Raw genomic sequence first — 23,841 nt, 5'->3', positions numbered from 1 at the left:
TGGAGCAGGCGTGGTCCGCGGGCCAGCGCGAGTGGCTCGCGCTGTCCGGCCGCAGCAAGCTGACCACGGCCACGAACAGCGAGCACTACATCTACCTCGACCAGCCCGATGTCGCCGTCCAGGCCATCGAGCGCGTCACCGCGCAGGCCACACGCCAGGCGAATGAGGGGTAACCGGCCGATCGCGCGGCAGCGCCTGTTCGGCCTCGATGAGGCGCGGGGAAGCAACCTTGTCACCGTGGCGACGAGCATGGCCGGCGCGCTCCGGCAGATGGCCGAGCCCGGCCCGAGGCTGCGTGAGCTCTACCGCACCGAGCTCCAGCTGTCCCACGCCATCGTCGAAGTACCGCCACGGTTGCGGTGCATCATCGAGGCGCTCATCATCGGCCTCGATCGCCCCGGGCGCGGTTGACGCCCATCCGGATTTGACCGTTCGCCGCGCATCGCCCGGGCGGGAGGACGGCGTTTACATGGTGGGGCCGTGCGGGTAGGCCAGTCATCGGCCGTCGGCGCCCATGACCGATGCGACGTGGCTGCTCAGCGGGGGGTTGGGTTTCCGTCAGCGCGGCACACTGCTGCCTGTTTCCGCGACGCCGGCGGTCTTCGGGGAAGTACGCATCGCCCGTGAGGAGCGGTGCCCTCCGGCGGTCCGCCGTACGACAAAGAGGAAATCCGCATGCTCGATCCAGATCCGTCATTTCGCCGGTCCGCCGCGATGCGCCGGCCCTGCGCCTGCCTGCCTACGGCCGGCTGCTGCTGGACGTGGGGTGGCTGATGCCGTCGACGGAGCGCGCCACAGGCGGCCTGCGCAGCCAGGCCTGGTGGGACAACGCGGGCAATCCGGAGATGACGGCTCTGTATCTCGAACGCTTTCTCAACTTCGGGCTGAGCCCGGCGGAACTCCAGTCCGGCCGGCCGATCATCGGCATCGCCCAGACGGGTAGCGACCTCGTTCCCTGCAACCGCCACCACCTCGCACTCGCCGACCGGGTCAAGGACGGGATCCGCGACGGCGGTGGCATCCCGCTCGAGTTCCCCGTCCATCCGCTGCAGGAGACCGGTAAACGCCCGACTGCCGCGCTGGATCGCAACCTCGCCTACCTCGGGCTGGTCGAGGTGCTCTACGGATATCCGCTCGACGGAGTCGTTCTGACGACAGGCTGTGACAAGACCACGCCCGCGTGCCTGGCCGCGGCAGCGACGGTGAACATCCCGGCGATAGTCCTGTCCGGAGGGCCGATGCTCAACGGCTATCACCAGGGCGAGCGGATAGCCTCATCGGGCTCAGGGCTGGTGATCTGGCAGTCGAAGCGGCTGCTCGCCACCGGGCAGATCGACTACGACGAATTCATGGCGCGCGTGACCGCTTCCGCGCCCAGCATCGGTCACTGCAACACGATGGGCACCGCGCTGTCGATGAACAGTCTGGCCGAGGCCCTGGGGATGTCCCTACCAGGCTGCGCGGCGATCCCGGCCCCCTATCGCCGGCGCGGGCAGATGGCCTACGACACAGGCCGCCGAGCGGTGGACCTCGTGCGCGAGGACCTCACCCCGCGCAAGATCATGACCTGGCAGGCTTTCGAGAACGCGATCGTGGTCGCCTCGGCCATCGCCGCCTCCACCAACGTGCCCATCCACATCAACGCCATCGCGCGACACGTCGGGGTGCCGCTGTCCATCCAGGACTGGCAACGAGTCGGAGCCGGCATCCCAGTGCTGGCGAACGTCGCCCCCGCCGGTGAGTTCCTCGGCGAGGACTTCTACCGCGCCGGCGGCGTCCCCGCCATCATGCGGTCGTTGCTGACCGCGGGGCGCGTGCACGGCGACGCCGTGACCGTCTCCGGCCGTACCGTGGCCGAGAACCTGGCCGATACCCCGCCCGCCGACCCGACGGTCATCCGTCCCTTCGACGAGCCTGTCGCCGCGCGCGGCGGACTTCTCATCATGACGGGCAACCTGTTCGACTCCGCGGTCATGAAGACCTCGGTCCTCAACGGCCTCCACGCGGTGTCCGACTATCGCGCCATCGTCTTCGACGGGCCCGAGGACTACCACGCCCGCATCGAAGATCCCGAACTGGGCCTGGACGAGAACTGCATCCTCGTCATCCGCTACACCGGGCCGATCGGCTATCCGGGATCGGCCGAGGTCGTGAACATGGAGATCCCCGCCGCGCTGCTCCGGCGGGGATTCACCACGCTGCCCACGCTCGGTGACGGCCGCCAGAGCGGCACCTCGGACGCACCCTCCATTCTCAACGCCAGCCCGGAGGCCGCGGCCGGCGGCAATCTCGCCATCCTGCGCACCGGCGACCGCATCCGAATCGACGTGGACAATGCGCGCGTCGACGTCCTCCTGCCGGATGAGGAGATCGCCGCGCGGTGGGCTGACTACACACCGCCGGTATTCGAAAACCAGACGCCGTGGCAGGAGATCTACCGCTCCACGGTCGGGCAACTGGACAGCGGAGGCTGCTTGGAGCTCGCCCTGTCGTACCAGGATCTCGTTCACACCAAGGGGATTCCCCGTGACTCGCACTGACGCCAGAGGCACCATCATGATCGCCGACTCCGACTTCGGCGATGTGGACATCGAACGTGCGATCGTCGAGGGCGCCGGATTCGAGCTCCTCGCCGCACAGTGCAAGAGCGAGGACGAGGTGATCGAAAAGGGCCGGGACGTCGATGGCGTCCTGACCCAGTACGCTCGGGTCGGTTCCCGCGCCATCGACGCCTTCACCCATTGCCGGGTGATCGCTCGCTACGGCACGGGCGTGGACATCGTCGACGTCGACGCCGCGACCCGGCGGGGCATCCAGGTCACGAACGCGCCGAACGAGTGGTGCGCCGATGAGGTCGCCGATCACGCCGTCGCGCTCTGGCTGGCCGCCGCCCGCAAGATCTGCGAATACGACCGGGCGACCCGGCAGGGCGTATGGCAGTGGCAGAGCGGAGAGCCGATCTTGCGCCTGCGGGGACGGGTGTTCGGGCTGCTGTCCTTCGGCTCCATCGCACAGCTCATCGCCGAACGCGCGAGAGCGTTCGGCGTCGAGGTCTGGGCGCACGATCCGTTCCTCGACGAGTCCGAGATCCGATCGCGCCAGGTGCGGCCGGTGTCCTTCGACGAACTCGTGGAAGGCGCCGACTACCTGGTGATCCAGGCGCCGCTCACCCCCGAGACACACCACACCTTCGACCGTGCGACGCTTCGCAGGATGAAGCCGACCGCCATCCTCATCAACACCGCTCGCGGCCCGATCGTGGAGGATACGGCGATCTACCAGGCACTCACCGAGGGATGGATCGCCGGCGCAGCACTGGACGACCTGGAGGAGGAGCCCGCGAAACAGCGCGACTGGCGCCCGCGCAACCCCCTCTTCACGCTGCCCAACGTGATCGTCACCCCGCACGCCGCCTACTACTCCGAGCAGGCCATCACCACAGTGCGGCGCATCGCCGCGGAAGAGGCCGTACGGGTCCTGACCGGGCAAGGCGCCCGTAGCCCGGTCAACGACGTGACGGCCGGCTCTCGTCCCTGAGGTTCCCTTGGAAGGGCGACGAATACGGCACCCAGCGGCCGCTGATCACGGCCTACCCGGGACCGGGCGGTGGCCGTCGCGATCCTCACCTTCGACGCGGCCTTCCGCGACGTGAGCACGGTCATCCTGCTGAACAGCGTGAACTCGACCCCGCTGTCGGTGCTGCTGCTGGAATACAGCACGGGCAACCAGCTCGAACAGGCGGCCGCGCTCGGCGTGATCATGAGCGTCATCACGGTGGTCGTCGGCGTGGTCGCGACCCGCATCGGCGGCGGCCGGCTCCGCCGCAAGAGCTGACCCCACGCCGCACCGGTCCGGGCGAGCGGGGACCACCCGAACCGGTCCGGTTCAGCGACTCCGGCGGGCGTGCACCTCCGCGGGAGGCGGCTGGTGAAGTGGCGAAGCCGCAGGTGGGTACGTAGAACGTATGCGCCTGATCGGGGGAGGGCCGATGCTGGGGTTGCCTGACGGGGTGCGCGGGTGTCTGTTCGACATGGACGGTGTGCTCACCCGCACCGCGACGGTGCACGCCGCCGCGTGGAAGTCGGCGTTCGACGAATTCCTGCGGGGATGGGCCGATCGGACGGGAAACCCGTTCGTGCCGTTCGATGCGGTCGCCGACTACGACCGCTACGTCGACGGGAAGAAGCGGCTGGACGGGACCAGGAGCTTCCTGGCCGCACGAGGTATCGCCCTGCCCGAGGGATCGCCGGACGATCCGCCGGACGCGCTGACCGTGCACGGGCTGAGCAACAGGAAGAACGCCCTCGTCCAGACGATCATGGACAGGGAGGGCGTGGAGGTGTTTCCCGGCTCGGTCCGGTACGTCCAGGCGGTGCGGGACGCGGGGTTGCGCCGAGCCGTCGTTTCATCGAGCGCCAACACGGCGCGGGTCCTCACCGCCGCCGGGCTCGCCGAGATCTTCGAGGCGCGGATCGACGGTGTGGTGGCCCAGCGGCGGCATCTCGCGGGCAAGCCCGCACCGGACATGTATCTCGCGGGGGCGGAGGCGCTCGGGCTCAAGCCTTCCGAGGCGGCGGTGTTCGAGGACGCGCTGGCGGGGGTGGCGGCCGGCCGTGCCGGAAGGTTCGGGTTCGTCGTCGGCGTCGACCGGGCCGGGCAGGCGGAGGCGCTGCGTGAGCACGGTGCGGACATCGTGGTCACCGACCTGGCCGAGCTGCTGGTCCCGCGATGATCCAGCATCCTGCCTTCACGGTGGAGCCCTGGTCGGTGCGGGAGTGTCGGCTCCACCTGGACGTGCTCGCGCAGACCGAATCGGTGTTCGCGCTGTCCAACGGGCACATCGGCCTGCGCGGCAACCTCGATGAGGGCGAGCCGTACGGGCAGCCTGGGACCTACCTCAACTCGGTGTACGAGCTGAGGCCGCTGCCGTACGCCGAGGCGGGCTACGGGTATCCCGGGTCCGGGCAGACGGTGGTCAACGTCACCAACGGCAAGCTGATCCGGCTGCTGGTCAACGATGAACCGTTCGATGTGCGGTACGGCACGCTGCACGAGCACGAGCGGGTCCTCGACCTGCGCGCCGGGACCTTGACCCGCCGGGCGCACTGGAGCTCTCCGACCAGGGGCGAGGTGCGCGTCACTTCCACGCGGTTGGTGTCCTTCACCCACCGTGCGGTGGCGGCGATCCAGTACGAAGTCGAGGCCGTCGACCGGTCGAAGGGTGTGGTCCTGCAGTCCGAGTTGGTCGCCAATGAGACGGTGGCTTACGCGGGCGACGACCCGCGCGCGGCCGCCGTTCTGGAGTCGCCGCTGGTTCTGGAGGAGAACGTACCGGCGAAGGACGGAGTGGCGATCATGGTCCACTCCACGCGGGCCAGCCGCCTGCGGGTGGCCGCCGCCATGTGCCACGAGATCGACGGTCCCGAAGGCACGCGGGTCGAGGCCGAGGGCCTTGGCGACGTCAGCCGCGTGACCGTCGCCACGCGGCTGAAGCCCGGCCAGCGGCTGCGGCTGGTCAAGTTCTTCTCCTACGGCTGGTCGGCCCAGCGTTCCCGGCCCGCCATGCATGACCAGGTCGTCGCCGCGCTGGCCGCCGCCCGGCTGGTCGGCTGGGAGGGTCTGTGCGCCGAGCAGCGGGAATTCCTCGACGAATTCTGGGCCGGCGCCGATGTGGTGGTCGAGGGCGACCCCGAGGTGCAGCAGGCTGTCCGCTTCGGACTGTTCCACCTGCTGCAGGCGTCCGCGCGGCTGGAGAATCGCCCCATCCCAGGCAAGGGTCTGACCGGTTCCGGCTACGACGGGCACGCCTTCTGGGACACTGAGATCTTCGTGTTGCCGGTTCTCACGTACACCCATCCTCCGGCCGCCGCCGACGCGCTGTCGTGGCGGAAGTCAACCCTTCCGATTGCCGAGGAACACGCCGTTCAGCTCGGGCTGCGTGGGGCTGCCTTCCCGTGGCGGACCATCAATGGTGAGGAGTGCTCCGGCTACTGGCCTGCCGGGGCGGCGGCGTTCCACGTCAACGCCGACATCGCCGACGCGGTCACACGTTACGTTGACGCCACGCAGGACACGCGGTTCGAGCGGGACACCGGCCTGCCGCTGCTCGTCGCGACGGCCAGGCTGTGGTGCGCTCTCGGTCACCATGACGCCGAGGGGCGGTATCGCATCGATGGCGTCACCGGCCCCGACGAGTACAGCGCCGTCGCTGACAACAACGTGTACACCAACCTGATGGCCCAGCACAATCTTCGCGCGGCGGTCGAGGCCGTCACCCGTCACTTCGACCGGGCGCAGCAGCTCGGGGTGACCCCCGAGGAGGCCGCCACGTGGCGTGACGCCGCCGCCGCGATGTTCGTCCCCTATGACGAGCGGCTTGGCGTGCATCCCCAGAGCGAGGGGTTCACCGAGCACGCGCTCTGGGATTTCGCCGCCACGAAGCCGGAGCAGTACCCCCTGTTGCTGCACTTCGCCTACTTCGACCTCTACCGCAAGCAGGTGGTCAAGCAGGCCGACCTCGTGCTGGCGATGTACTTGCGCGGCGACGCGTTCACGCCCGAGGAAAAAGCCCGCGACTTCGCCTACTACGAGGCGCTGACCGTCCGCGACTCGTCGCTGTCCGCGTGCACCCAGGCGGTGCTCGCCGCCGAGGTGGGGCAGCTCGAACTCGCCTACGGCTACCTCGGAGAGGCGGCGTTGATGGACCTGGAGGACCTTGAGAAGAACACCGTCGACGGGGTTCACCTGGCATCGCTGGCCGGGGCGTGGATCGCTCTGGTGGCGGGATTCGGCGGGATGCGCGCCGGTCAGGGGCGGATGCGCTTCTCCCCCAGGCTGCCCTCGGGCATCACGCGCCTGACCTTCGGGCTGCGCTACCAAGGTCGCCTGCTACGGGTCAGCATCACGCCGACTTCGACGACCTACCGGCTCCTGGAGGGCCCGCCCCTCACACTGACTCACTACGGCCAGGAATTTCCGGTCGGGGGGAAGCCGGTCACCCGCCCGATACCCAAGGCGCCTGTACCAGAGTTGAGGATCCGCCAGCCGCTCGGCCGCGAGGCCGCCCCCCGCCGTCCGGATTGACAGCGGAACCAGCAACACGTCACCCGGGCGGGCCAGGCGCCGCCTGCCGCCGACCGCCTCAGCGGTGATGGCCGCCGGCTCTCCACACGGCACCTCCGTGGTGGGGATGCGGCAGCATCGTCCGTGCGCCGGCGATCCGCCATAAAGCTCGTCATGGAACCCAAACCGGACTTCCGACCGTCCCCTCGGTAGAAGGCTTTAACCGACCGACTACCCACCGCATCCATCCCGTGACAATCCGCAGGAAAACTCCACTGAACCACCCCCGTTCGACACAAGGAGTACGACTCGGTGAATCCGCAAGCACTTGCCCACCGGGCACACCAACACGGCTGGGACGTGCAGACCATCCCGCGACCCTTCGGCCCCGTGGTCATCCTGCAGCGTGACGGCTGGCGTCTGGAAATCGCGTTCGACGGTCACGCGCCCAAGGAGGCCACCGCCAACGAACCCGGGCAGAACATCGGCAGACAGCTGAACCTCCGCTCGATCAACGACTTCGTGCACCAGCCCGGAACAGATCGGTTAAGTCACCCACGCCACGATCGGCGGCGAGCCACCCACCGCAAGAGCGACCCATGAAGCGGGCGAGCATCTCGGCGCTAGCTGGAGCCATCGGTCTGCTCCGCGAGGAAGGCGAGCACGTCGGCGCCCAGCGCCGCCGTCCCCGCGCCGCGGAAGCGAGGCCGGTGGCCGAGGCCTTCGACGAGGTGGTACAGGACCACGGCCGGTTCCATCGGTTTCATGGCGGCGTGCTGCAAGGCGGCGACCATCTTGCGGGCGTGCATGTATCCACGCGCGTATCATGCTCGAACACCACGAACATGCAGGACGGGTAGGTCTGGCCCGGGACAACGTGGTGATATGGCGAATACGCCAGCAGCCAGTCGAGCTCGGCGGGAACGTCGGCGCTGCCGTACTCGAAGCGCCAGGCCGGGTCCATGCCGAATCGCTCGTAACGTGCCATGTCGGCCAGTGGCGCGGCGCAGACGGCGGCGCGGTAAAGGTCGCGGCGCTGGGTCACGGCGCCCCCGGCCAGCAGGCCGGCGTCGATGCCCGCCGTTCCCACGTGCAGACCGGGCGGAAGATCCGTACCGGCGTTCATGGCCCGGACGCGGAAGCGGTCGACCAACTCGGCCGGGCGGAGCTGGTTGCCTGACCCGTCATCTCCCCTGTGGTAAAACTCAGGATCCGCTTGCGCGTAACCGTAAAAGTCGAGCATGAGCACGCCGCCGTTAGAAATCGAATTCCTTCGAAAAGAGCCCGGCCACGAGAGACCACGCCTGCAAGACGGGCCGGGGCACATGGCTGATCACGTCCAGTGCAAAGATCTGGCATCGGACGTACCAACCCGGGACGGCATGTTCGCTCACCGTGACCGGACGCCTGAACGGTCAGTGGATCTAGTTTCTACGCTCTCCGTAGCCGGACGATGTCTCTTCGCTGGACAAGCACTGCGCTATCGACGGGCCCTGTCCGACGTATTCCCACACGCCGTATCTGGTCGCGTACGTCGAATGGCCGATCCTGTAGCAGCGCACGACTGCGCGGAATGATCCCGATCCCTGGGTGCAGTTGTACCAGTAGGCGTTGTCCCGGTACAGGTCGCTGCAACCTGCGGGATACGCATGTGCAGCGGTCGCCGGTGCGAGTATCGCGCCGGCCATCAGCGCGCTGACCCCGGCAATCTTGAAGGCTTTTCCGAGTTTCGTCGGCACTGCGATTCCCCTCGTTTCGGTGATGGCGGATCTTCCATGCGATGGCTCACTCGATTGCTAGACCCTCACGGGTGGCATTTCGCAACTCGAGCAGTTCCTCATCGACCAGGCGACGCGCCCCAATCCCGGCGAGCCCGACGCCCTTGCCATTTGTAGCTGATCCGTAGGTTGTCCGGCGAGGATTGACCGACTGGACAAACAAGCATCGCTCTGCGCAGCGTCGGCTGACGTGCGTTCACCTGCCGAAACATCATCGCTGAGGCGTTGTCCAGAACTCGGTTGTTCTCAGGATTGGTTGACTGACTGGAGAATAGGCGTCAGCATACTGGCCAGCTGTTGCGTTATGAGGTTGACAGCGTCTTTTGTGGCGGAGATCTTCACTCCCACTAGGATGAGGCCATGGGACGTCCTGAGCGCGTGCTGGACCCAGAGAACGACCCTCTTCATCGATTCGCAGCCGAGCTCAGGCAACTGAGGGAGAAGGCAGGGAAACCCAGCTACCGGCAGCTTTCCAAACGCGTGCATTTTTCGATGACGGCTCTCTCGGAGGCGGCTGGCGGAGTGGTCGTCCCGAGTCTCGCCGTCACGCTCGCGTATGTTGAGGCGTGCGACGGCGATCGCGACGAGTGGGAAAGCCGATGGCATGTCCTGATGCGCCGACTCGCTCCCGCCGATCCTTCTCTCGAGGAAAGCGCGGCCCCTTATCTGGGGTTGGCGCCGTTCGAGCAGGAGGATGCACCTCTGTTCTTCGGACGCGAGCGGTTGGTAGGGCAGTTATGCGGGAGGCTGGCCGACTCTTCTTTCCTCGCGTTGTTCGGTCCCTCAGGAGCCGGGAAGTCGTCGGTCCTGCGCGCGGGACTGCTGCCCGCTCTCGTCGAAGCCGAAGGGGCCGAAGGTGATGGCGGCGCATGGTTGGTTGTGTTCTTCACACCCGGTGAGCAGCCGCTCCGTCATCTGTCCATCCACCTGGCAAATGCGCAGGGCGTCGCGGCCGGCCCGGTCCACGAGGCGCTCACCGCCTCTCCGGATGCCACCCGCACCCCGTGCGCCCAGATTCTGAGCGGCCGAGCGGACAAAGCCCGCCTGGCGATCATCGTCGATCAGTACGAGGAGACGTTCACCCTCTGCCACGATGAGCATGAGCGCCGCGGCTTCGTCGCCGCGCTCATGGCCGCCGCTCGTGAACCGCGGGTGCATGTCGTCCTCGGCGTGCGCGCCGACTTCTATGGGCATTGCGCCCTTTACCCGGCGCTTGTGTCCGCGTTGCAGGACAACCAGGTGTTGATCGGGGCGATGGAGGAGGACGATCTGTGTGCCGTCGTCACCGGCCCCGCCAGGCACGCGGGTGTGAAGGTCGATGCGGAGCTGGTGGATCTGATCGTGGACGAGGCGCGCGGGCAGGTGGGTGCGCTGTCGCTGGTTTCGCACGCTCTTCTGGAGACCTGGCGCCGCCGTACGGGCGCGTCGCTCACCGTGGCCGCGTTCCGGGCGACGGGCGGGCTGCGGGGCGCCGTCTCGCAGACCGCCGAGCGCGTCTACGGCGAGCTCGGCCCGGCTGAACAGGACGTGGCCAAAGGTGTGTTCCTGCGGTTGACCATGCCCGGAGACGGAACCGAGGACACCCGCAGACGTGCCTCCCGCGCGGAGCTCCAGGCGAGCCCGCAGGGGCGGCGAACGGCCAAGGTGCTGGACACGTTGATCGCGGCGCGGCTGGTCGTGGCCGAGGAGAACACCGTGACCATCGCGCATGAGGCGTTGATCCGGGGCTGGCCGCGATTACGCACCTGGCTGGAGGAGGATCGTGAGCGGCTGCACGCCCACCGGCGGCTGGCCGAGGCCGCCACCGAATGGGACCAGCACGGCCGGGACCAGGCGTTCCTGTATCGCGGCACGCGCCTTGCGAACTGGCACGACCACCCGGCGGAAGCGCTCAACGACCTCGAACGCGATTTTCTCGACGCCGGCCATCGCCGCGAGGCGGCGGAGTCCGCCGGTCGGCGCCGCCGCACGCGCCTGACACTGACCGTGCTCGTCGCGACGACCGTGGTGGTCAGCGCACTGGCCGGTGTCGCCGTGCTCCAGGGCCGTCAGGCCCGGGAGCAGCGAGACGTGGCGCTCTCTCGCCAACTCGCGGCCGAGGCACGCGCCGAACTGGAGCTGAACCCCGGCCGCGGGCTGGCTCTGGCGAGACGGGCGTACGGGCTGTGGCCGACCGTCGAAGCCGAGTCGGTCCTGCGGCAGGGCATCGTCGAAGACCACCTCCTGGCGACGGCCCCAGGGCTGGGACGAGCGACGGGGGTGGCGTTCAGCCCGGACGACAGCCGCCTGGCCGCCTGTTCGACCGACGGTCTCGTCCGGGTGTGGTCGTGGCTCTCGGGTCGCATGTCCGCCGGCCCGCCGACCGTGCTGCGCGGGCATCGTGGACAGGCGCTGAGCCCGAAGTTCAGCCCGGACGGGCGGCGTCTGGCGGTGCCGGGGACCGATGAGACGATCCGGATCTGGGACTTGTCCGGCGGTGCCAAGCGCATCACCCTCACCGGGCACGACGGTCCCGTGTGGAACGTGGCGTTCAGCCCCGACGGGCGGCGTCTGGCCAGTGCGGGAAAGGATGGCACGGTCCGCCTCTGGGACACCGGCGGCACAGGCGACCCAGAGGTCCTGCGCGGACACGAGGGGGACAGCACGACGGTGGCGTTCAGCCCGAACGGGCGTGTGCTCGCCAGCGCCGGCCACGACTCGACCATACGTCTGTGGGACCTGAAGGAACGCGGCGAGCCCCGAGTCCTGCGCGGACACGCTGCGGCGATCAAGAACGTGGCGTTCAGCCCGGACGGGCGTCTGCTCGCCAGCGTGAGCATCGACGGCACGGCGCGCGTGTGGCAGACCGAAGGGAACATGCCGCCCGTCGTGCTGTACGGGCACGAGGGCTCGGTGGAGGGGTTGGCCTTCAGCCATGACGGGCACCGGCTGGCCACCACGAGCGACGACTCCACGATCCGCCTCTGGTCCCCGACGGGTGCCGGGGATCCGCTCGTGCTGCGCGGCCACGAGCGGGTCGTGTGGGGCGCGGCGTTCAGCGCTGACGGGACCAGGCTGGTGTCCGCGGGCGACGACGGCACCGTCCGGGTCTGGGACCCGCGAGGCATGGGCCAGGTCTCGGTGTTGCGCGGCCACGAAGGGGAGGCGTGGGTGGCGGCCTTCGGTCCCGATGGCCGGCGGGTGTTCAGCGGCGGCGTGGACGGCACCCTACGGAGCTGGGACTGGTCCGCCGGCACGCACCGCGTGCTGAACCGGCACGAGGACGAGGTGGTGGGCCTGGCCGTGAGCCGCGACGGGCGGCGCGTGGCCAGCGCCGGCAGGGACGGCACGATACAGGTCGCGGACGCCGAGGCCGGCGCGAAACCTGTGGTGCTGCGTGGCCACGAGGATACGGTGTGGAACGCCGCGTTCAGCCCGGACGGCCGGTGGCTGGCCAGTGCGGGCGGGGACGCCACGCTGCGCATCTGGGACCTCACCGGCGCGACGGTGCCGCTGATCCGGTGGGCCGACGCCGACCAGATCCGCTATGTCGCCTTCAGCCCCGACGGCCGCCAGATGGCGACCGGCGGGCAGGACGGCACCGTACGGATGTGGGACGCCCACCGCGACCTGCCGCCACTGGTCCTGCGCGGTCACCAGGGTCTCGTGTGGGCGGTCGCGTTCAGTCCGGACGGGCGGCGCCTGGCCAGCGCGGGCACCGACGGCACCGTCAGGATCTGGCCGGCATCCGGCCAGGGGGCGCCCCTGGTGTTACGCGGCCACCAGAGCATGGTGTGGTCCGTCGCCTTCAGCCCCGACGGCCGATGGGTGGCGGGAACAGGACACGATGGGACGGCCCGCATCTGGCGCACCGACGCGGCCGCCCCACCCATCACGGTGGGAGGCTTCGCCACCACCGTCGAGAGCATCGAGTTCTCCCGCGACGGAAAACTGCTGACCACCGCACACGGCGACGGCACCGTGCGCCTGTGGCGCTGCACCGCCTGCGAGCCGGTCAACGACGTGCTCGCCCGCGTCGACCGGCGGCTCTCCGGAGAATGATGCCTTTGGGTCGCTCTCCCCTCGCCCCAGTACGGGCCCGTTACGGCTGAGGACCGGAAAAGGCCGTCCTGGCCGGTGGAGCACCACCGGCCAGGACGTTGGGAATAGCTTCGGCAGGCTGGTCAGAGACCGGCCCGCCTAGCGGCCTGGTGACCGCCGACCAGCGGCACCTGGAAGTTGCTGATCTTGGTCGTCACGCTGATGTTCGCCCGGGTCTGGTCCGCGACGCTGGAGTAGCCGCGGTAGCTGCCGACCACGATCAGCCCGAGCCGGTGGCCCGGCGCGAACACGTGGTCGACCGGCAGCAACGGCAGGTTGAAGTCGTACTTCTCACCCGGGACGAGCGGCTCCGGAGTGGTGAGCGAGTTCCGGTTGAGCGCGTCCATGACACCCTTGCTGACCCGCTCCCGGTCGCTGGTCACGATGTTCTTCGCCGTCTGCTTGTAGCAGGCTTCGTCGCTCGGGCTGCTCTCGCCCCAGCAGTCCTCGGTGGTCAGCGTCTTGATGCCCTCACCGGAGGTCTCCCAGCTGACCCGGGTCTGCGGGCCGTAGTCGACCAGGACGGCGCCGAAATTGGTGTCGGTCTGGTCCGCCGACGCGTTCAGCCGTACGACCGGGGTCCCGGAGACGTGCAGCGGCGCGGTGAGCGGCTCGGAGAGGAACACCAGCCGGTTCGGACCGACGTTGGAGGTATCGCTGACCATCTGGGTCTCGGTCTGGCTGGGGTTGTCCTGGAAGGTCAGGTCGGCCGGACGTCCCTTGGCGTGCTTCACCGACAGTCCGGTGGGGCCGCCGGCGACCTCACCGGGCTGGAACCACAGGCTGGTCTCCTTCGCGCCGGGGACCGGCCAGTCGCGGTAGGACTCGAAGACGTCCGGCGCCCGCTCGATGTCGACCCGGGGCTCCTTCATGATCTCGTTGGGCACGTCCTGCAGCCAGTTGTCGAACCACCGGTGCAACGTGTCCACCCATGCCGTGCGGCGGAAGTCGAACGGGTCGACGTGCCCTTCCTGCGCAAGCAGCAGCTTGCGCGGCACGTTGTGCTTGGCGATCTCGGTCCAGAACTGGCTGAAGTGATCGGGCCGTACGTTGTCGTCGTTCAGGCCGTGCACCATGAAGACGCTGGCCCGCACGTTCGCGGCGTCCTTGACGTAGTCGCGCTCCGCCCAGAACTCCGAGTAGTCGCCGGTGGCGTCGCCGTCCGCCGCGCTTATCTCATCCCGCACCGGAGCGCAGTGCTCGCGCCGGTCGGGGTCGGTCACGGTGTTCGCGAGGCTCGCCACATAGTGGTTGGAGCGGGTCACGACGCCGTTCTTGCGGGTGTAGTCGTAGTAGTTCGACGGGCCGGAGATGTCGACGATCGTGCTGAGGCCGCTGACCCCGGTCACCGCCGTCGCGAGCGCCAGGTTGCCGTCGTAGGACTTGCCGATCATCCCGGTCTTGCCGTTGTGCCAACGGGGGGAGGCGACCACGTGACCGTCGGCGTCCCGCGCGGTGCCCCGGCCGTTCAGCCAGTCGATGGCCACCTTGGCGGACAGGTTGTCCGGCGTGCCGTTGGTGGTCGGGCAGCCGGTGGAGTTGTGGGTGCCCACCATGTCCAGGAGGACGACGGCGTATCCGCGGGGCACGAAGTAGTTGTCGTAGAACAGCGGCCACTTGTCGAGCAGGCCGTCGCCGTCGGTGTCCTGCTTGAGCTCGGACTCGTTGCCCCGGCCGAGTGTGGAGTAGTACGGGCTGGCGTCCATGATGACCGGTGCCTTCAGGCCCCGTTCTGTGGCCTGTGGACGCATGATGTCCACCGAGATCTGGTCGTTGACCCCGTCATGGTCGCTGTCGAAGGGGGCGTCCACCCAGACGTGTTCGCGGATCGCGTCGGCGTAGCCGAACACCGGTTGCGTGACACCGTTCTCCACCACGATGCCCGGCCGGCTGTCGGCCGCGGCGGAGGCGATCTGACCCTGCGACACGAGCAGTGAGGCGGCTGCGATCAGTCCCACGCCGAATGCCGTCCTGCGACGTACCCGGCTCATGCGTGTTCCGCCAATGATGCAAGTAAAAGCGATATCATGCGGCGAACAGTACAAACGACCGTTCTGCGGAGCACTGGCCGTTTGTCGCAAACGCACGCGCTCGATTCCGACGGTTGACGAATCCCGCCGCCGGGTGCCTGACTGGATCACATGGGGGCATCCGGGGCGCCGAGATAAGTCGGCGGACAGACGTCCCATATCGGGCATCGCCGTTCCATTGCAGTTCCGCGACTGCGCCTTCGGTTTCTGGATCTCAGTGGCAGCACGTTCCCAAAGGATCACTCTGCTCGTTCGTCGGGTGACTCGACCGTGGAAGGCAGATTCCTGGCCTGCCCCTTGCTGGTCTGGACGTCGACGTCGGCGGCCTCCTGGACCTCCCAGAAGTTGTACTTGAAGGCGCGATGAACCTCGGGATCCGTGATCCGCAGCATGGTCTCGTCGTTCTCGCGGAGCGATGAAGGATTGAGATTCATGCTGCCGGTGAAGACCACCTTCTGGTTGATCTCGCCGTTGTACGTGCCGTCGATCAAGAGGTCCTTCTGGTGCGTTCCAGGAACGTTCCTGAACGTCCGGATCTCCGGACCGTGATAGCCGTTCGGCGGCTTCAGCAGCGCTTGCAGGGCGGCCTCGCCGGCGTGCCGGTACACGATGTCGACGTAGCAGCCCTGCTGGTCCAGGTCCCACAGCCGCCTCGCCACGGTCTCCCGCGCGATGTGCCAGGTGGAGACCCGGATGATCGTACGATGGTCGCCGGTGGTGCCGCCCTCCGTGTTCCCCTTGCACTTCACGTGGCCGAGAATGTTGTACATGGTGTCGCCGTCCTCGCGGGGCGAGTGATAGACCTTCATGGTGGGCGTCTCGACCGGCGGATGCGTCTCGTAGTAGTCGGGGATCAGCTTCATCTTCACCATGTCGTCGAAGTAGGCCAGATAAGCGTCGTAGACAGCCTTGTCGGAGAGGGTGTAGGAGCTGTTCCACTGGCCCGTCCCGGAGCCGCCTTGCTTGAGGTTGGCGCTCGACTGCATCACGACGTCGGCGCTGCCGAGGGTGTTGGAGAACAGATATAACTTGTTGTGCATCTTCGACCCGTCGTCGCCGGGGACATCGCCGATGCATGCGGTCGAGGAGCTGCCGTCGTGCCGGCAGTGGGTCGCCCAAGACGGGCTGCCGGTCTCGCCGCCAAGCGCCGCGGCGAGATCCTTGAATTGATCGGTGTCCTTGGCGCCCCCGTCGGCGAGAACCTTGACGTTGACGCCCTTGGCATGCGCGGCCTTCAGGGCGGCGGTCATGCCCTCGGCCGCTTTGTCCTGAGCCACGCCCGCACCGCGGGTGCTTCACGTGGGCGGGCCCGCCTTGACGCGCTGCACCAGCCGTTCCACAGAACCCCGGTAGCCGTGGAGGTGCTCCAGCCACCACGTGGCGCCCGCCTCGGCGTAGGCCCGCACCGGCGAGCCGGGCTCGCTCACCCCGATGACCACCACGTCGAGGTGACCTGCGGTAGCCCGGTGCCGGCGCAGTTCGCTGACGTGAGCGGCCAGGGAGTCGGGCGAGAGCGTCATGCGGCCCTCCTGGTCGTCGCCGGCGACGATCCAGCCGTCCCAGCGGGCGGCACGACGAAGGGCGCCCTGAGCCGTGCCGCCGACCCACACCGGGACCCGGGGCCGCTGGAGGGGCAGCGGCGCGAGCCGCACCCCGTCGACGGTGTAATGAGCTCCCCGGTGGTGCACCTCGTCGCCGGACCAGAGCGAGGTCATCACGTCGAGTGCCTCGTCGAGCACCACCCCGCCGGGACGCGCTGAGCCGAAGGCGGTGAACTCCTCCGTCACGCCGCCCAGCCCGGCGCCCAGGATCGCGCGGCCACCGCTCAGCCTGTCGAGCGTCGCCACAGTCTGGGCCAGCCTCTCCGGGCGGTGCCGGGCCACGGGCGTCACCGCCGTCCCCAGCCTGATGCGCGTGGTCGCCTGGGCTACGGCGGCCAGCGCCACCCACGGGTCGGCCGACGGCGTGCCCCAGGCGAAGGCCAGGTGATCCCACACCAGCAGGGCGTCCCACCCGGCGGCCTCGGCCTCCCGCGCGAGGGTGACCAGGCGCGCCGGCTCCGCGAGGTCACCGAGGATCGCGACGTCGATGCCGTAACGCATGCCCCCACCCAAGCACGCGGCACCGACAGTTCCCGGGGTGCCGTCGAACCGCTACGATGCCCGGCAGTTCGGGGGCTGCGGCTTGAAGCGGATCTCCAGGAAGCGCGCGCGGTTGTTGCTGATGTCGCGGAAGAGGTCATCGATGCCGGTGCTGTTGACGTTGTACGAGACGGCGAGCGTGTTCTTACGGCTCAGCACCGGGTGCGCCGCGACGTTGTAGGTGTAGATGTCGCCCGACGCGGTGTCGTCGTACTCGGGCTGTCCCTCCGGGGTGTCGTAGATCTGCCGGCGCGTGACGCCGGCGAAGGAGAACGGGCTTGACGCGGTCAGGGTGTAGATCGCGGAGCCCAGGAAGCTGTCCGTCGTGACCATGACGTACTGCTCGTTGACCTCGGAGACGCCGTACGACGAGCCGACGTCACCGGCGATCGCCGTCGCGTCGTGCTCGTTCGACGACCATCCGTCTCCCGTGTAGAACTCCCACGTCCCGTCCAGCTCGCCCTCGCCGGCCCGTGCGACGAGGGCCTCCTTGGTCCCCGGGAACTCCTTGAGCTGCCGTACGCCGTAGATGTAGATGTAGCCGTCCACGGGCAGAAGCTCGACACCCCAGGTGATGTCGGCCGAGTCGTAGGTCGGGACGACTCGCTCGACCTTCAGGTCCGGCAGCGAGAGAACGGCGAGGTCGGTCCCGATCCACTCGAAGCCGAAGTGGCCCTCCCCGGCCGCCTGCTGCTTCGCTTCGAAGACGTAGAGCCTGCCCTCGTCGACGATGCCGTCGGCGTTCCAGTACCACGGCTGGTCCGTGCCGGGCGGCCCCACGATCGGCAGCGGCTCCCCCGCCGCCGTACCGTCGCCCAGCACGGTGGTGACCGGCCGGTCACTGCCGCGCCGGGTCGTGACGATCGTGTTGTGCACCGGGTCGTGCGGCTGGATGGAGCGTCCCGGCCCGACCGGTCCGAGGAACGTGTCGTTGAACAGCCACGCGATGCGCCCGTCGGGCAGCGCGGCGGAGTACGTGCCGTCGGCTCCGGCCCATTCGCCGGCCACGGCGCGATCTCCGAAACGCTCCCAGTCCCGCTGAGTGCGCACATCGGGCTCGACGTCGGCGACGATGAGGTCGCAGGTGGGTGCGGTCCGCCCCGCTACCGCCCCGAAGGCGGGTGCGGCGGTCAACGATCCGGTCGCCCCCACGAGGAGCACGACGAGGACGGTCCGGGTACGCGCAAGTCTCACGACGGTGCCCTGCCTTGTTACTTGGTGAGGGGGGCCAGCTTCGGGTCGTTGGCGTAGGCCTCGGCCGCGTTCTCCTTGGTGACGATGACCGGCGGGAGGAGGTACGCCGGGACGACCTTGACGCCGTTGTCGTACGTCTTGTCGTCGTTGATCTCGGGCGTGCCCCCTGTCTGCAGGGTCTTGACCATGTTCACGGTCTCCGCGACCAGCTTCCGGGTGTCCTTGTTGATCGTCGAGTACTGCTCACCGGCCACGATCGACTTGACCGACTCGACCTCGGAGTCCTGACCGGTCACGACCGGGACCGGCTTGCCGGCGCCCTTCACCGAGGTGATGATCGCGCGGGCGAGGGTGTCGTTCGGGGAAAGGACGCCGTCGAGGGTCTTGCTGCCGTTGTAGGTCGAGGTCAGCAGCGAGTCCATCCTCTGCTGCGCGTTCTCGGCCTTCCAGCCCTGGATCGCGGTCTGCTTGATGTCGGTCTGGCCCGAGCCGACGACGACGTCACCCTTGTCGATGAGCGGCTTGAGCACCTCCATCGCGCCGTTGAAGAAGACGCCGGAGTTGTTGTCGTCCGGTGAGCCGGAGAACAGTTCGATCGTCCACGGGCCCTCCGCCTTCTTCGCCTTCATGCCGTCGAGCAGGGCCTGTCCCTGCAGCTGGCCGACCTTGAAGTTGTCGAAGGCGATGTAGTAGTCCACGTCCGGCGCGTTGGTGATGAGCCGGTCGTAGGCGATGACGGTCGCGCCGGCCTGCTTGGCCTGCGCCACCTGCGTGGCCAGCTGTGCGGCGTCGGTAGCGCCGATGATGATGACCTTCGCACCCTTGGTGACCATGGTGGAGATCTGCGCCTGCTGGTCCGCGACGGTGGTCGACGCGCCCGCGTACTGGACGTCGGACTTGAAGCCGGCCTCCTTGAGGCCGTTGGTGAACAGGTCGCCGGCGAGCACCCAGTTCTCCGAGGTCTTCGCCGGCAGCGCGACACCGATGAGAGCGTCGGCCGCGAAGCCCTTGGCGGCGCTGGTGCTGCCGCCGGTGTCGGCACTGGTGGCGCCTTCACGCTCGGTGGAGCATGCGGCGCTCAGCGTGAGCAGCGCCACGGCGCCGGCCACCGCGATGCTCCTGGTAAGGAATTGACGCATGGTAAGAAGCCCTTCTTGGGAGTGTGGCACCGTCTGTGGTGGTCGAGCGGTCAGCCGGCAACGGAGGCCTTGTCGGGATCGGAGCTCGTACTCGATCGATCTGCCGGTGTGGCCGGACCCTCCCGGCGGAACGGGCGCATCAGCGCCCCGATGATCGAGAAGCGCCCCTGACTCTTGTTGTAGACGTCCAGGGCGACGGCGAGGAGCAGGACCAGACCCTTGATGATCTGGACCATGTCGGAGCCGACGCCTTCGAGCTGCAGGCCGTTGTTGAGCAGGGCCATGACGAGACCGCCGACGATCGAACCGCTGATCGTGCCGAGGCCGCCGGAGACCGCCGCGCCGCCGATGAAGACGGCCGCGATGGCGTCGAGCTCCCAGCTCAGGCCGTCCTGCGGGCCTGAAGCCGCAGATCGCGCCACGAAGATCATGCCGGCCAGGGCCGCCAGCACGGACATGTTCATCATGACGAGGAAGTTGACCCGCTTGAGCTTCACGCCGGACAGCTCCGCCGCCCGGGCGTTGCCGCCGACCGCGTAGATGTGCCGGCCGCCGATGGTGTTGCGCGTGTAGTACGAGTACGCGAGCACCAGGACGATCAGGATGATGCCGGAGATCGGCAGGCTGGTGCCGACGCGGCCGCCGGCGAAGCGCAGCGTCGCGAAGATGATGACGCCCAGCATCACGGCCAGCCGCAGCAGCGAGATCCACATCGGCGCGACGTCGGCGTTCATCTCGCGCCGCGTCTGCCGTGACTTCCACTCCCGCCATATGACACCCAGACAGGCGGCCAGGCCGAGCAGCAGCGTCAGATTGTTGTACCCGGTGTTCGGCCCCACCTCGGGCAGGAAGCCGGCACCGATCTGGCGGAAGCCGGCAGAGACCGGCACCGTGTCGGCGTTGCCGATGTACTGGTTGCCGCCGCGGAACAGCAGCATGCCCGCCAGGGTCACGATGAACGCCGGCACCCCGACATAGGCCACCCAGAAACCCTGCCAGGCGCCGATCAACACGCCGACGAGCAGGCCGAGCACGATGCCCAGCGGCCATGGGATCGAGAACTCCTGCATCCCCTTGGCGACCACGATGCCGGTGAAGGCGGCGACCGAGCCGACCGAGAGGTCGATGTGCCCGGCGACGATCACCATCAGCATGCCGATGGCCAGGATCAGGATGTAGGAGTACTGGCTGACCACTGCGATGAGGTTGCCGGAGGTCAGGGTCAGACCGTCGGTCCAGATCTGGAACAGCACCACGATCGCCACGAGCGTGAAGATCATGCCGAACTGGCGGGCGTTGGAGGTCGTGCCTCCGAAGAGGTTCTTCTGCAGGTCTTTGAGTCGGCTCATGCGGTCGGCGTCTTCTTCATAGAGGTCATCTGCTTCATGAGCAGTTCTGGATCGGCGTCGCGGCGCGCCACATCGCCGGTGATGGTGCCTTCGAACACGGTGTAGATGCGGTCGCACAGGCCGATGAGCTCGGGCAACTCCGAGGAGATGACGATGACCCCCTTGCCCTGGGCGGCGAGCCGCTGGATGATCCCGTAGATCTCGTACTTGGCGCCCACGTCGATGCCGCGGGTCGGCTCGTCGAGGATCAGCAGGTCCGGGTCGGTGAACATCCACTTCGCCAGGACGACCTTCTGCTGGTTGCCGCCCGAGAGCTTCGTGACGCCCTCGTCGACGCTGGGCGTCTTGATCCTCAGACTCTTGCGGTACTCCTCCGCGACCCGGTGCTCGCGGACCTGATCGATGACCCCGCGCGTGGAGATCTTCGTCAGCTTGGCCGCCACCATCGAGGTCTTGATGTCGTCGATCAGGTTGAGGCCGATCGTCTTGCGGTCCTCGCTCACGTAGGCGAGGCCGTGCCGGATGGCGTCCGCCACCGACCTCAGCTGGATCTCCTCGCCGTCCTTGAAGACCTGGCCGGACAGGTAGACGCCGTACGAGCGGCCGAACAGGCTCATCGCGAGCTCGGTGCGCCCGGCGCCCATGAGGCCGGCGAAGCCGACGACCTCACCGCGCCGGACGTTGAAGGTCGAGGCCTTGCACACCAGCCGTTCGGCCGAGTTCGGATGCCGTACCGTCCAGTCGCGGACCTCGAAGAACACCTCGCCGATGTCGGCCGTGTGCTCGGGGAACCGGCTGTTCAGCTCGCGGCCGACCATGCCGCGCACGATGCGGTCCTCGTTGACCCCCTCGGCCTTGACGTCGAGGGTCTCGATCGTCCGGCCGTCGCGCAGGATCGTGATGGAGTCGGCGACCGCCTCGATCTCGTTCAGCTTGTGGGAGATGATGATCGAGGTGATGCCGCGCTCGCGGAAACCGCGCAGCAGGTCGAGCAGGTGCTGGGAGTCGGCCTCGTTCAGCGCCGCGGTCGGCTCGTCGAGGATGAGCAACTTCACGTCCTTCGCGAACGCCTTCGCGATCTCGACGAGTTGCTGCTTTCCGACGCCGATGTCCTTGATCAGGGTGTCCGGGTCCTCCACGAGCCCGACCTGTTCCATCAGCTCGAGCGCCCGGCGCTGGGCGGCCTTCCAGTCGATCGCGCCGCGCCTGCGCGGTTCGTTGCCGAGGAAGATGTTCTCGGCGATCGACATCCCCGGCACCAGCGCGAGCTCCTGGTGGATGATGACGATGCCGGCCTGCTCGCTGGCCCGGATGTCGTGGAAGCGGACCTCTTCTCCCCGGTAGACGATGTCGCCGTCATAGGTGCCGTACGCGTGTACGCCGCTGAGCACCTTCATGAGCGTGGACTTGCCTGCGCCGTTCTCGCCGCAGATCGCGTGGATCTCGCCCGCCCGGACCATGAGGTTGACATCGGCGAGCGCCGTCACGCCGGGGAACGTCTTGGTGATCGATCTCATCTCGAGCAGGCTCGAGGCATCAGTCATGGCCGGGGCTCCGCGCGTCGGGAGCCGCGAGGACCACGCTGATCCCGTGCTCGAGGGATGCGGGATGTCCTGGACATCAGCTTGCCTCCGATGGCCTGGTCTATCGGCCCGCAGTCACGGCGCCGTGCGCGGCTTTGCGGGGTGCCTATGTGTCCAACGTGTTACAGCTATGGGGAGGAGACTAAATCTATTTGTTTTACTAAGTCAACGCCCTGGTAAAGGATGTCCGAGGCGACATAGCAGAGAGGACCTCGGGTGCGGCAAGCAGGTACGAATCTCCCCAAGGTGGGGCGGTACAACCGAGCGGTCGTGCTGGACCAGATCCAGCTCTGCGACGGCATCAGCCGCGTGGAGATCGCCCAGCGCACCGGCCTCACACCGCAGAGCGTCTCGGGCATCGTACGCCGGCTGCTCGACGAGGGCATCGTGCGGGAAGACCACGCCAACCGGGTCTCCAACGGCGGAAAACCCCGTACCGCACTGAGGATCAACGCCGGCGCGGGCAGCGCGGTCGGCGTCCACTTCGACCCGGTCGAACTCACCTGTGCCGTGGTGGACCTGCTCGGCCGGCCGCTGGTCGTCAAGCGGCGCCCCACCCCACCCGGCATCGAGCCGTCGCACGTCGTCTCGGCCATGACCGAACTGGTCGCCGACGTGCTCGACGAAGCGGATGTCCCGCGCGGTCAGGTGCTGGGTCTCGGCCTGGCCACCCCGGGCCCGATCGATCAGGATCTCGGCTTGGTCGTCTCCCCGCCTCAGCTCGCGCATTGGACACGGGTGCCGTTGCAGCAGATGCTGCGCGACGGCACCGGCCTGCCGGTGACGCTGGACAACGACGCCACCGCCGCCGCGGTCGGCGAGCGATGGTCCGGCGCCGGCAGAGGGGTGGCGAACTTCGCGTACTTCTTCTTCGGCACCGGTATCGGCGGTGGACTCGTCCTCAATCACCAGGTCTACAGAGGCGGTTCGCTGAACGCCGGGGAGTTCGGCCACTCCTCCGTGGTGCCCGACGGGCCGGAGTGTTACTGCGGGAACCGGGGTTGCCTGGAGAGGCTGGTCAACCCGTCCGCGATCGTCACCGAGGTGCACCGCCGGCTCGCCCGCGGGCACGCCGCCGGCGTGCTGCGGGAGCCGTTCGACCGCGATCCGAGCTTGGTCGACCACGCCGCGATCCGGATCGCGGCGAGCACCGGCGACCCGCTCGCGGCCGCGGTCATCGACGAGGCCGCGGAACACGTCGCCTCGGTCGCGGTCAACGTCGCCAACTTCATCGATGTGGACCTCATCGTTCTCGGGGGTCACGGCATCGAGCACGTCGAGACGCGGTACGTCGATGCCGTCGCCTCGGCACTGGCCACCAGACCGCTGTCCCGCCGCATCCGGATCGTCGACGTCACGCCTTCCCCGCTCGGCGCGGCCGCCGCGGTCGTGGGCAGTGCCGCGCTCGTCCTGCACGCCACGTACTCTCCGCAACTGTCGGCGCTCCTCGCCGACTGATCAGAGCCGACTGATCGGAACAGGACG

The 23,841-nt window shown here is 68.2% G+C and carries 18 protein-coding genes; 9 read left to right on the top strand and 9 right to left on the bottom strand.

Annotated elements, in window-relative coordinates; all coding sequences use genetic code 11:
- Positions 1 to 162: 162 nt before the first annotated feature.
- The 7 genes from ITP53_RS10870 to ITP53_RS10840 all read left to right on the top strand — a co-directional run bounded on the left by ITP53_RS10870 (position 163) and on the right by ITP53_RS10840 (position 7,665).
- Positions 163 to 411 carry a hypothetical protein gene (locus ITP53_RS10870; protein ID WP_207755794.1) on the top strand — a complete coding sequence of 83 codons (249 nt, stop codon included), beginning with the start codon at positions 163 to 165 and terminating at the stop codon, positions 409 to 411.
- Positions 412 to 773: 362 nt separating this feature from the next.
- Positions 774 to 2,540, top strand: coding sequence for an IlvD/Edd family dehydratase (locus ITP53_RS10865; protein ID WP_195895217.1), 1,767 nt, complete (start codon positions 774 to 776; stop codon positions 2,538 to 2,540).
- On the top strand, positions 2,527 to 3,537 hold the full coding sequence (locus ITP53_RS10860) for a C-terminal binding protein (RefSeq protein WP_195895216.1): 1,011 nt from the start codon (positions 2,527 to 2,529) through the stop codon (positions 3,535 to 3,537). The genes ITP53_RS10865 and ITP53_RS10860 overlap by 14 nt, the downstream gene beginning before the upstream one ends.
- Before the next feature lie 69 nt (positions 3,538 to 3,606).
- Positions 3,607 to 3,834: a hypothetical protein gene (locus ITP53_RS10855; protein WP_195895215.1), complete on the top strand. Its 228-nt coding sequence runs from the start codon at positions 3,607 to 3,609 to the stop codon at positions 3,832 to 3,834.
- A gap of 154 nt (positions 3,835 to 3,988) precedes the next feature.
- A complete protein-coding gene (locus ITP53_RS10850) occupies positions 3,989 to 4,732 on the top strand; it encodes an HAD family hydrolase (protein ID WP_195895214.1) in 744 nt (247 codons plus the stop codon).
- Positions 4,729 to 7,083 carry a glycoside hydrolase family 65 protein gene (locus tag ITP53_RS10845; RefSeq protein WP_195895213.1) on the top strand — a complete coding sequence of 785 codons (2,355 nt, stop codon included), beginning with the start codon at positions 4,729 to 4,731 and terminating at the stop codon, positions 7,081 to 7,083. The genes ITP53_RS10850 and ITP53_RS10845 overlap by 4 nt, the downstream gene beginning before the upstream one ends.
- A gap of 291 nt (positions 7,084 to 7,374) precedes the next feature.
- A complete protein-coding gene (locus ITP53_RS10840; RefSeq protein ID WP_195895212.1) occupies positions 7,375 to 7,665 on the top strand; it encodes a hypothetical protein in 291 nt (96 codons plus the stop codon).
- Positions 7,666 to 7,685: 20 nt separating this feature from the next.
- Here the strand turns inward: ITP53_RS10840 and ITP53_RS57230 are convergent, their stop codons facing one another.
- Together ITP53_RS57230 and ITP53_RS10835 are read right to left on the bottom strand one after the other, a co-directional pair.
- A complete protein-coding gene (locus ITP53_RS57230) occupies positions 7,686 to 7,829 on the bottom strand; it encodes a hypothetical protein (protein WP_236050678.1) in 144 nt (47 codons plus the stop codon).
- Entirely contained in the window at positions 7,826 to 8,305 is a 480-nt protein-coding gene (locus ITP53_RS10835; RefSeq protein WP_236050687.1) for a prolyl oligopeptidase family serine peptidase, read from the bottom strand. Before ITP53_RS10835 ends, ITP53_RS57230 begins: the two co-directional genes overlap by 4 nt.
- An 895-nt stretch (positions 8,306 to 9,200) precedes the next feature.
- Here ITP53_RS10835 and ITP53_RS60205 point away from each other — a divergent pair.
- A complete protein-coding gene (locus ITP53_RS60205; RefSeq protein ID WP_328814360.1) occupies positions 9,201 to 12,881 on the top strand; it encodes an nSTAND1 domain-containing NTPase in 3,681 nt (1,226 codons plus the stop codon).
- A gap of 122 nt (positions 12,882 to 13,003) precedes the next feature.
- Here ITP53_RS60205 and ITP53_RS10825 read toward each other — a convergent pair whose 3' ends face one another.
- From ITP53_RS10825 to mmsA, 7 genes are all read right to left on the bottom strand, one after another.
- Entirely contained in the window at positions 13,004 to 14,911 is a 1,908-nt protein-coding gene (locus tag ITP53_RS10825; RefSeq protein ID WP_195895210.1) for a CocE/NonD family hydrolase, read from the bottom strand.
- A gap of 278 nt (positions 14,912 to 15,189) precedes the next feature.
- Entirely contained in the window at positions 15,190 to 16,227 is a 1,038-nt protein-coding gene (locus tag ITP53_RS10820) for a phospholipase D-like domain-containing protein (protein ID WP_195895209.1), read from the bottom strand.
- Positions 16,228 to 16,245: 18 nt separating this feature from the next.
- Positions 16,246 to 17,052, bottom strand: coding sequence for an LLM class flavin-dependent oxidoreductase (locus ITP53_RS10815; RefSeq protein ID WP_195895208.1), 807 nt, complete (start codon positions 17,050 to 17,052; stop codon positions 16,246 to 16,248).
- A gap of 51 nt (positions 17,053 to 17,103) precedes the next feature.
- A complete protein-coding gene (locus ITP53_RS10810; protein WP_195895207.1) occupies positions 17,104 to 18,285 on the bottom strand; it encodes a hypothetical protein in 1,182 nt (393 codons plus the stop codon).
- 17 nt (positions 18,286 to 18,302) lie between these two features.
- Positions 18,303 to 19,424, bottom strand: a complete 1,122-nt coding sequence (locus ITP53_RS10805) for a substrate-binding domain-containing protein (protein ID WP_195895206.1) — start codon at positions 19,422 to 19,424, stop codon at positions 18,303 to 18,305.
- 50 nt (positions 19,425 to 19,474) lie between these two features.
- Positions 19,475 to 20,773 (bottom strand): multiple monosaccharide ABC transporter permease, encoded by a 1,299-nt coding sequence (gene mmsB, locus ITP53_RS10800; RefSeq protein ID WP_195895205.1) that lies wholly within the window; start codon positions 20,771 to 20,773, stop codon positions 19,475 to 19,477.
- Entirely contained in the window at positions 20,770 to 22,290 is a 1,521-nt protein-coding gene (gene mmsA / locus ITP53_RS10795; RefSeq protein WP_328814359.1) for a multiple monosaccharide ABC transporter ATP-binding protein, read from the bottom strand. The genes mmsB and mmsA overlap by 4 nt, the downstream gene beginning before the upstream one ends.
- Positions 22,291 to 22,572: 282 nt before the next feature.
- Here mmsA and ITP53_RS10790 point away from each other — a divergent pair, with 282 nt between their 5' ends.
- Positions 22,573 to 23,814 (top strand): ROK family transcriptional regulator, encoded by a 1,242-nt coding sequence (locus ITP53_RS10790; RefSeq protein WP_195895203.1) that lies wholly within the window; start codon positions 22,573 to 22,575, stop codon positions 23,812 to 23,814.
- The last annotated feature ends 27 nt before the right edge of the window (positions 23,815 to 23,841 follow it).

The sequence above is a fragment of the Nonomuraea cypriaca genome (genome assembly GCF_015645445.1).
GTDB lineage: Bacteria > Actinomycetota > Actinomycetes > Streptosporangiales > Streptosporangiaceae > Nonomuraea > Nonomuraea cypriaca.
The sequence above is the reverse complement of the archived record's forward strand: the minus strand, read 5'-3'. Positions and strand labels throughout refer to the sequence as shown.

Excerpts from the sequence above, each read along its gene's own strand:
- ITP53_RS10815 (WP_195895208.1), bottom strand. The coding sequence starts at position 17,052 with ATGCGTTACGGCATCGACGTCGCGATCCTCGGTGACCTCGCGGAGCCG.
- ITP53_RS10835 (WP_236050687.1), bottom strand. The coding sequence starts at position 8,305 with ATGCTCGACTTTTACGGTTACGCGCAAGCGGATCCTGAGTTTTACCAC.
- ITP53_RS10850 (WP_195895214.1), top strand. The coding sequence starts at position 3,989 with ATGCTGGGGTTGCCTGACGGGGTGCGCGGGTGTCTGTTCGACATGGAC.
- ITP53_RS10845 (WP_195895213.1), top strand. The coding sequence starts at position 4,729 with ATGATCCAGCATCCTGCCTTCACGGTGGAGCCCTGGTCGGTGCGGGAG.
- mmsA (WP_328814359.1), bottom strand. The coding sequence starts at position 22,290 with ATGAGATCGATCACCAAGACGTTCCCCGGCGTGACGGCGCTCGCCGAT.
- ITP53_RS10825 (WP_195895210.1), bottom strand. The coding sequence starts at position 14,911 with ATGAGCCGGGTACGTCGCAGGACGGCATTCGGCGTGGGACTGATCGCA.
- ITP53_RS60205 (WP_328814360.1), top strand. The coding sequence starts at position 9,201 with ATGGGACGTCCTGAGCGCGTGCTGGACCCAGAGAACGACCCTCTTCAT.
- ITP53_RS57230 (WP_236050678.1), bottom strand. The coding sequence starts at position 7,829 with ATGAAACCGATGGAACCGGCCGTGGTCCTGTACCACCTCGTCGAAGGC.
- ITP53_RS10805 (WP_195895206.1), bottom strand. The coding sequence starts at position 19,424 with ATGCGTCAATTCCTTACCAGGAGCATCGCGGTGGCCGGCGCCGTGGCG.
- ITP53_RS10865 (WP_195895217.1), top strand. The coding sequence starts at position 774 with ATGCCGTCGACGGAGCGCGCCACAGGCGGCCTGCGCAGCCAGGCCTGG.
- mmsB (WP_195895205.1), bottom strand. The coding sequence starts at position 20,773 with ATGAGCCGACTCAAAGACCTGCAGAAGAACCTCTTCGGAGGCACGACC.
- ITP53_RS10870 (WP_207755794.1), top strand. The coding sequence starts at position 163 with ATGAGGGGTAACCGGCCGATCGCGCGGCAGCGCCTGTTCGGCCTCGAT.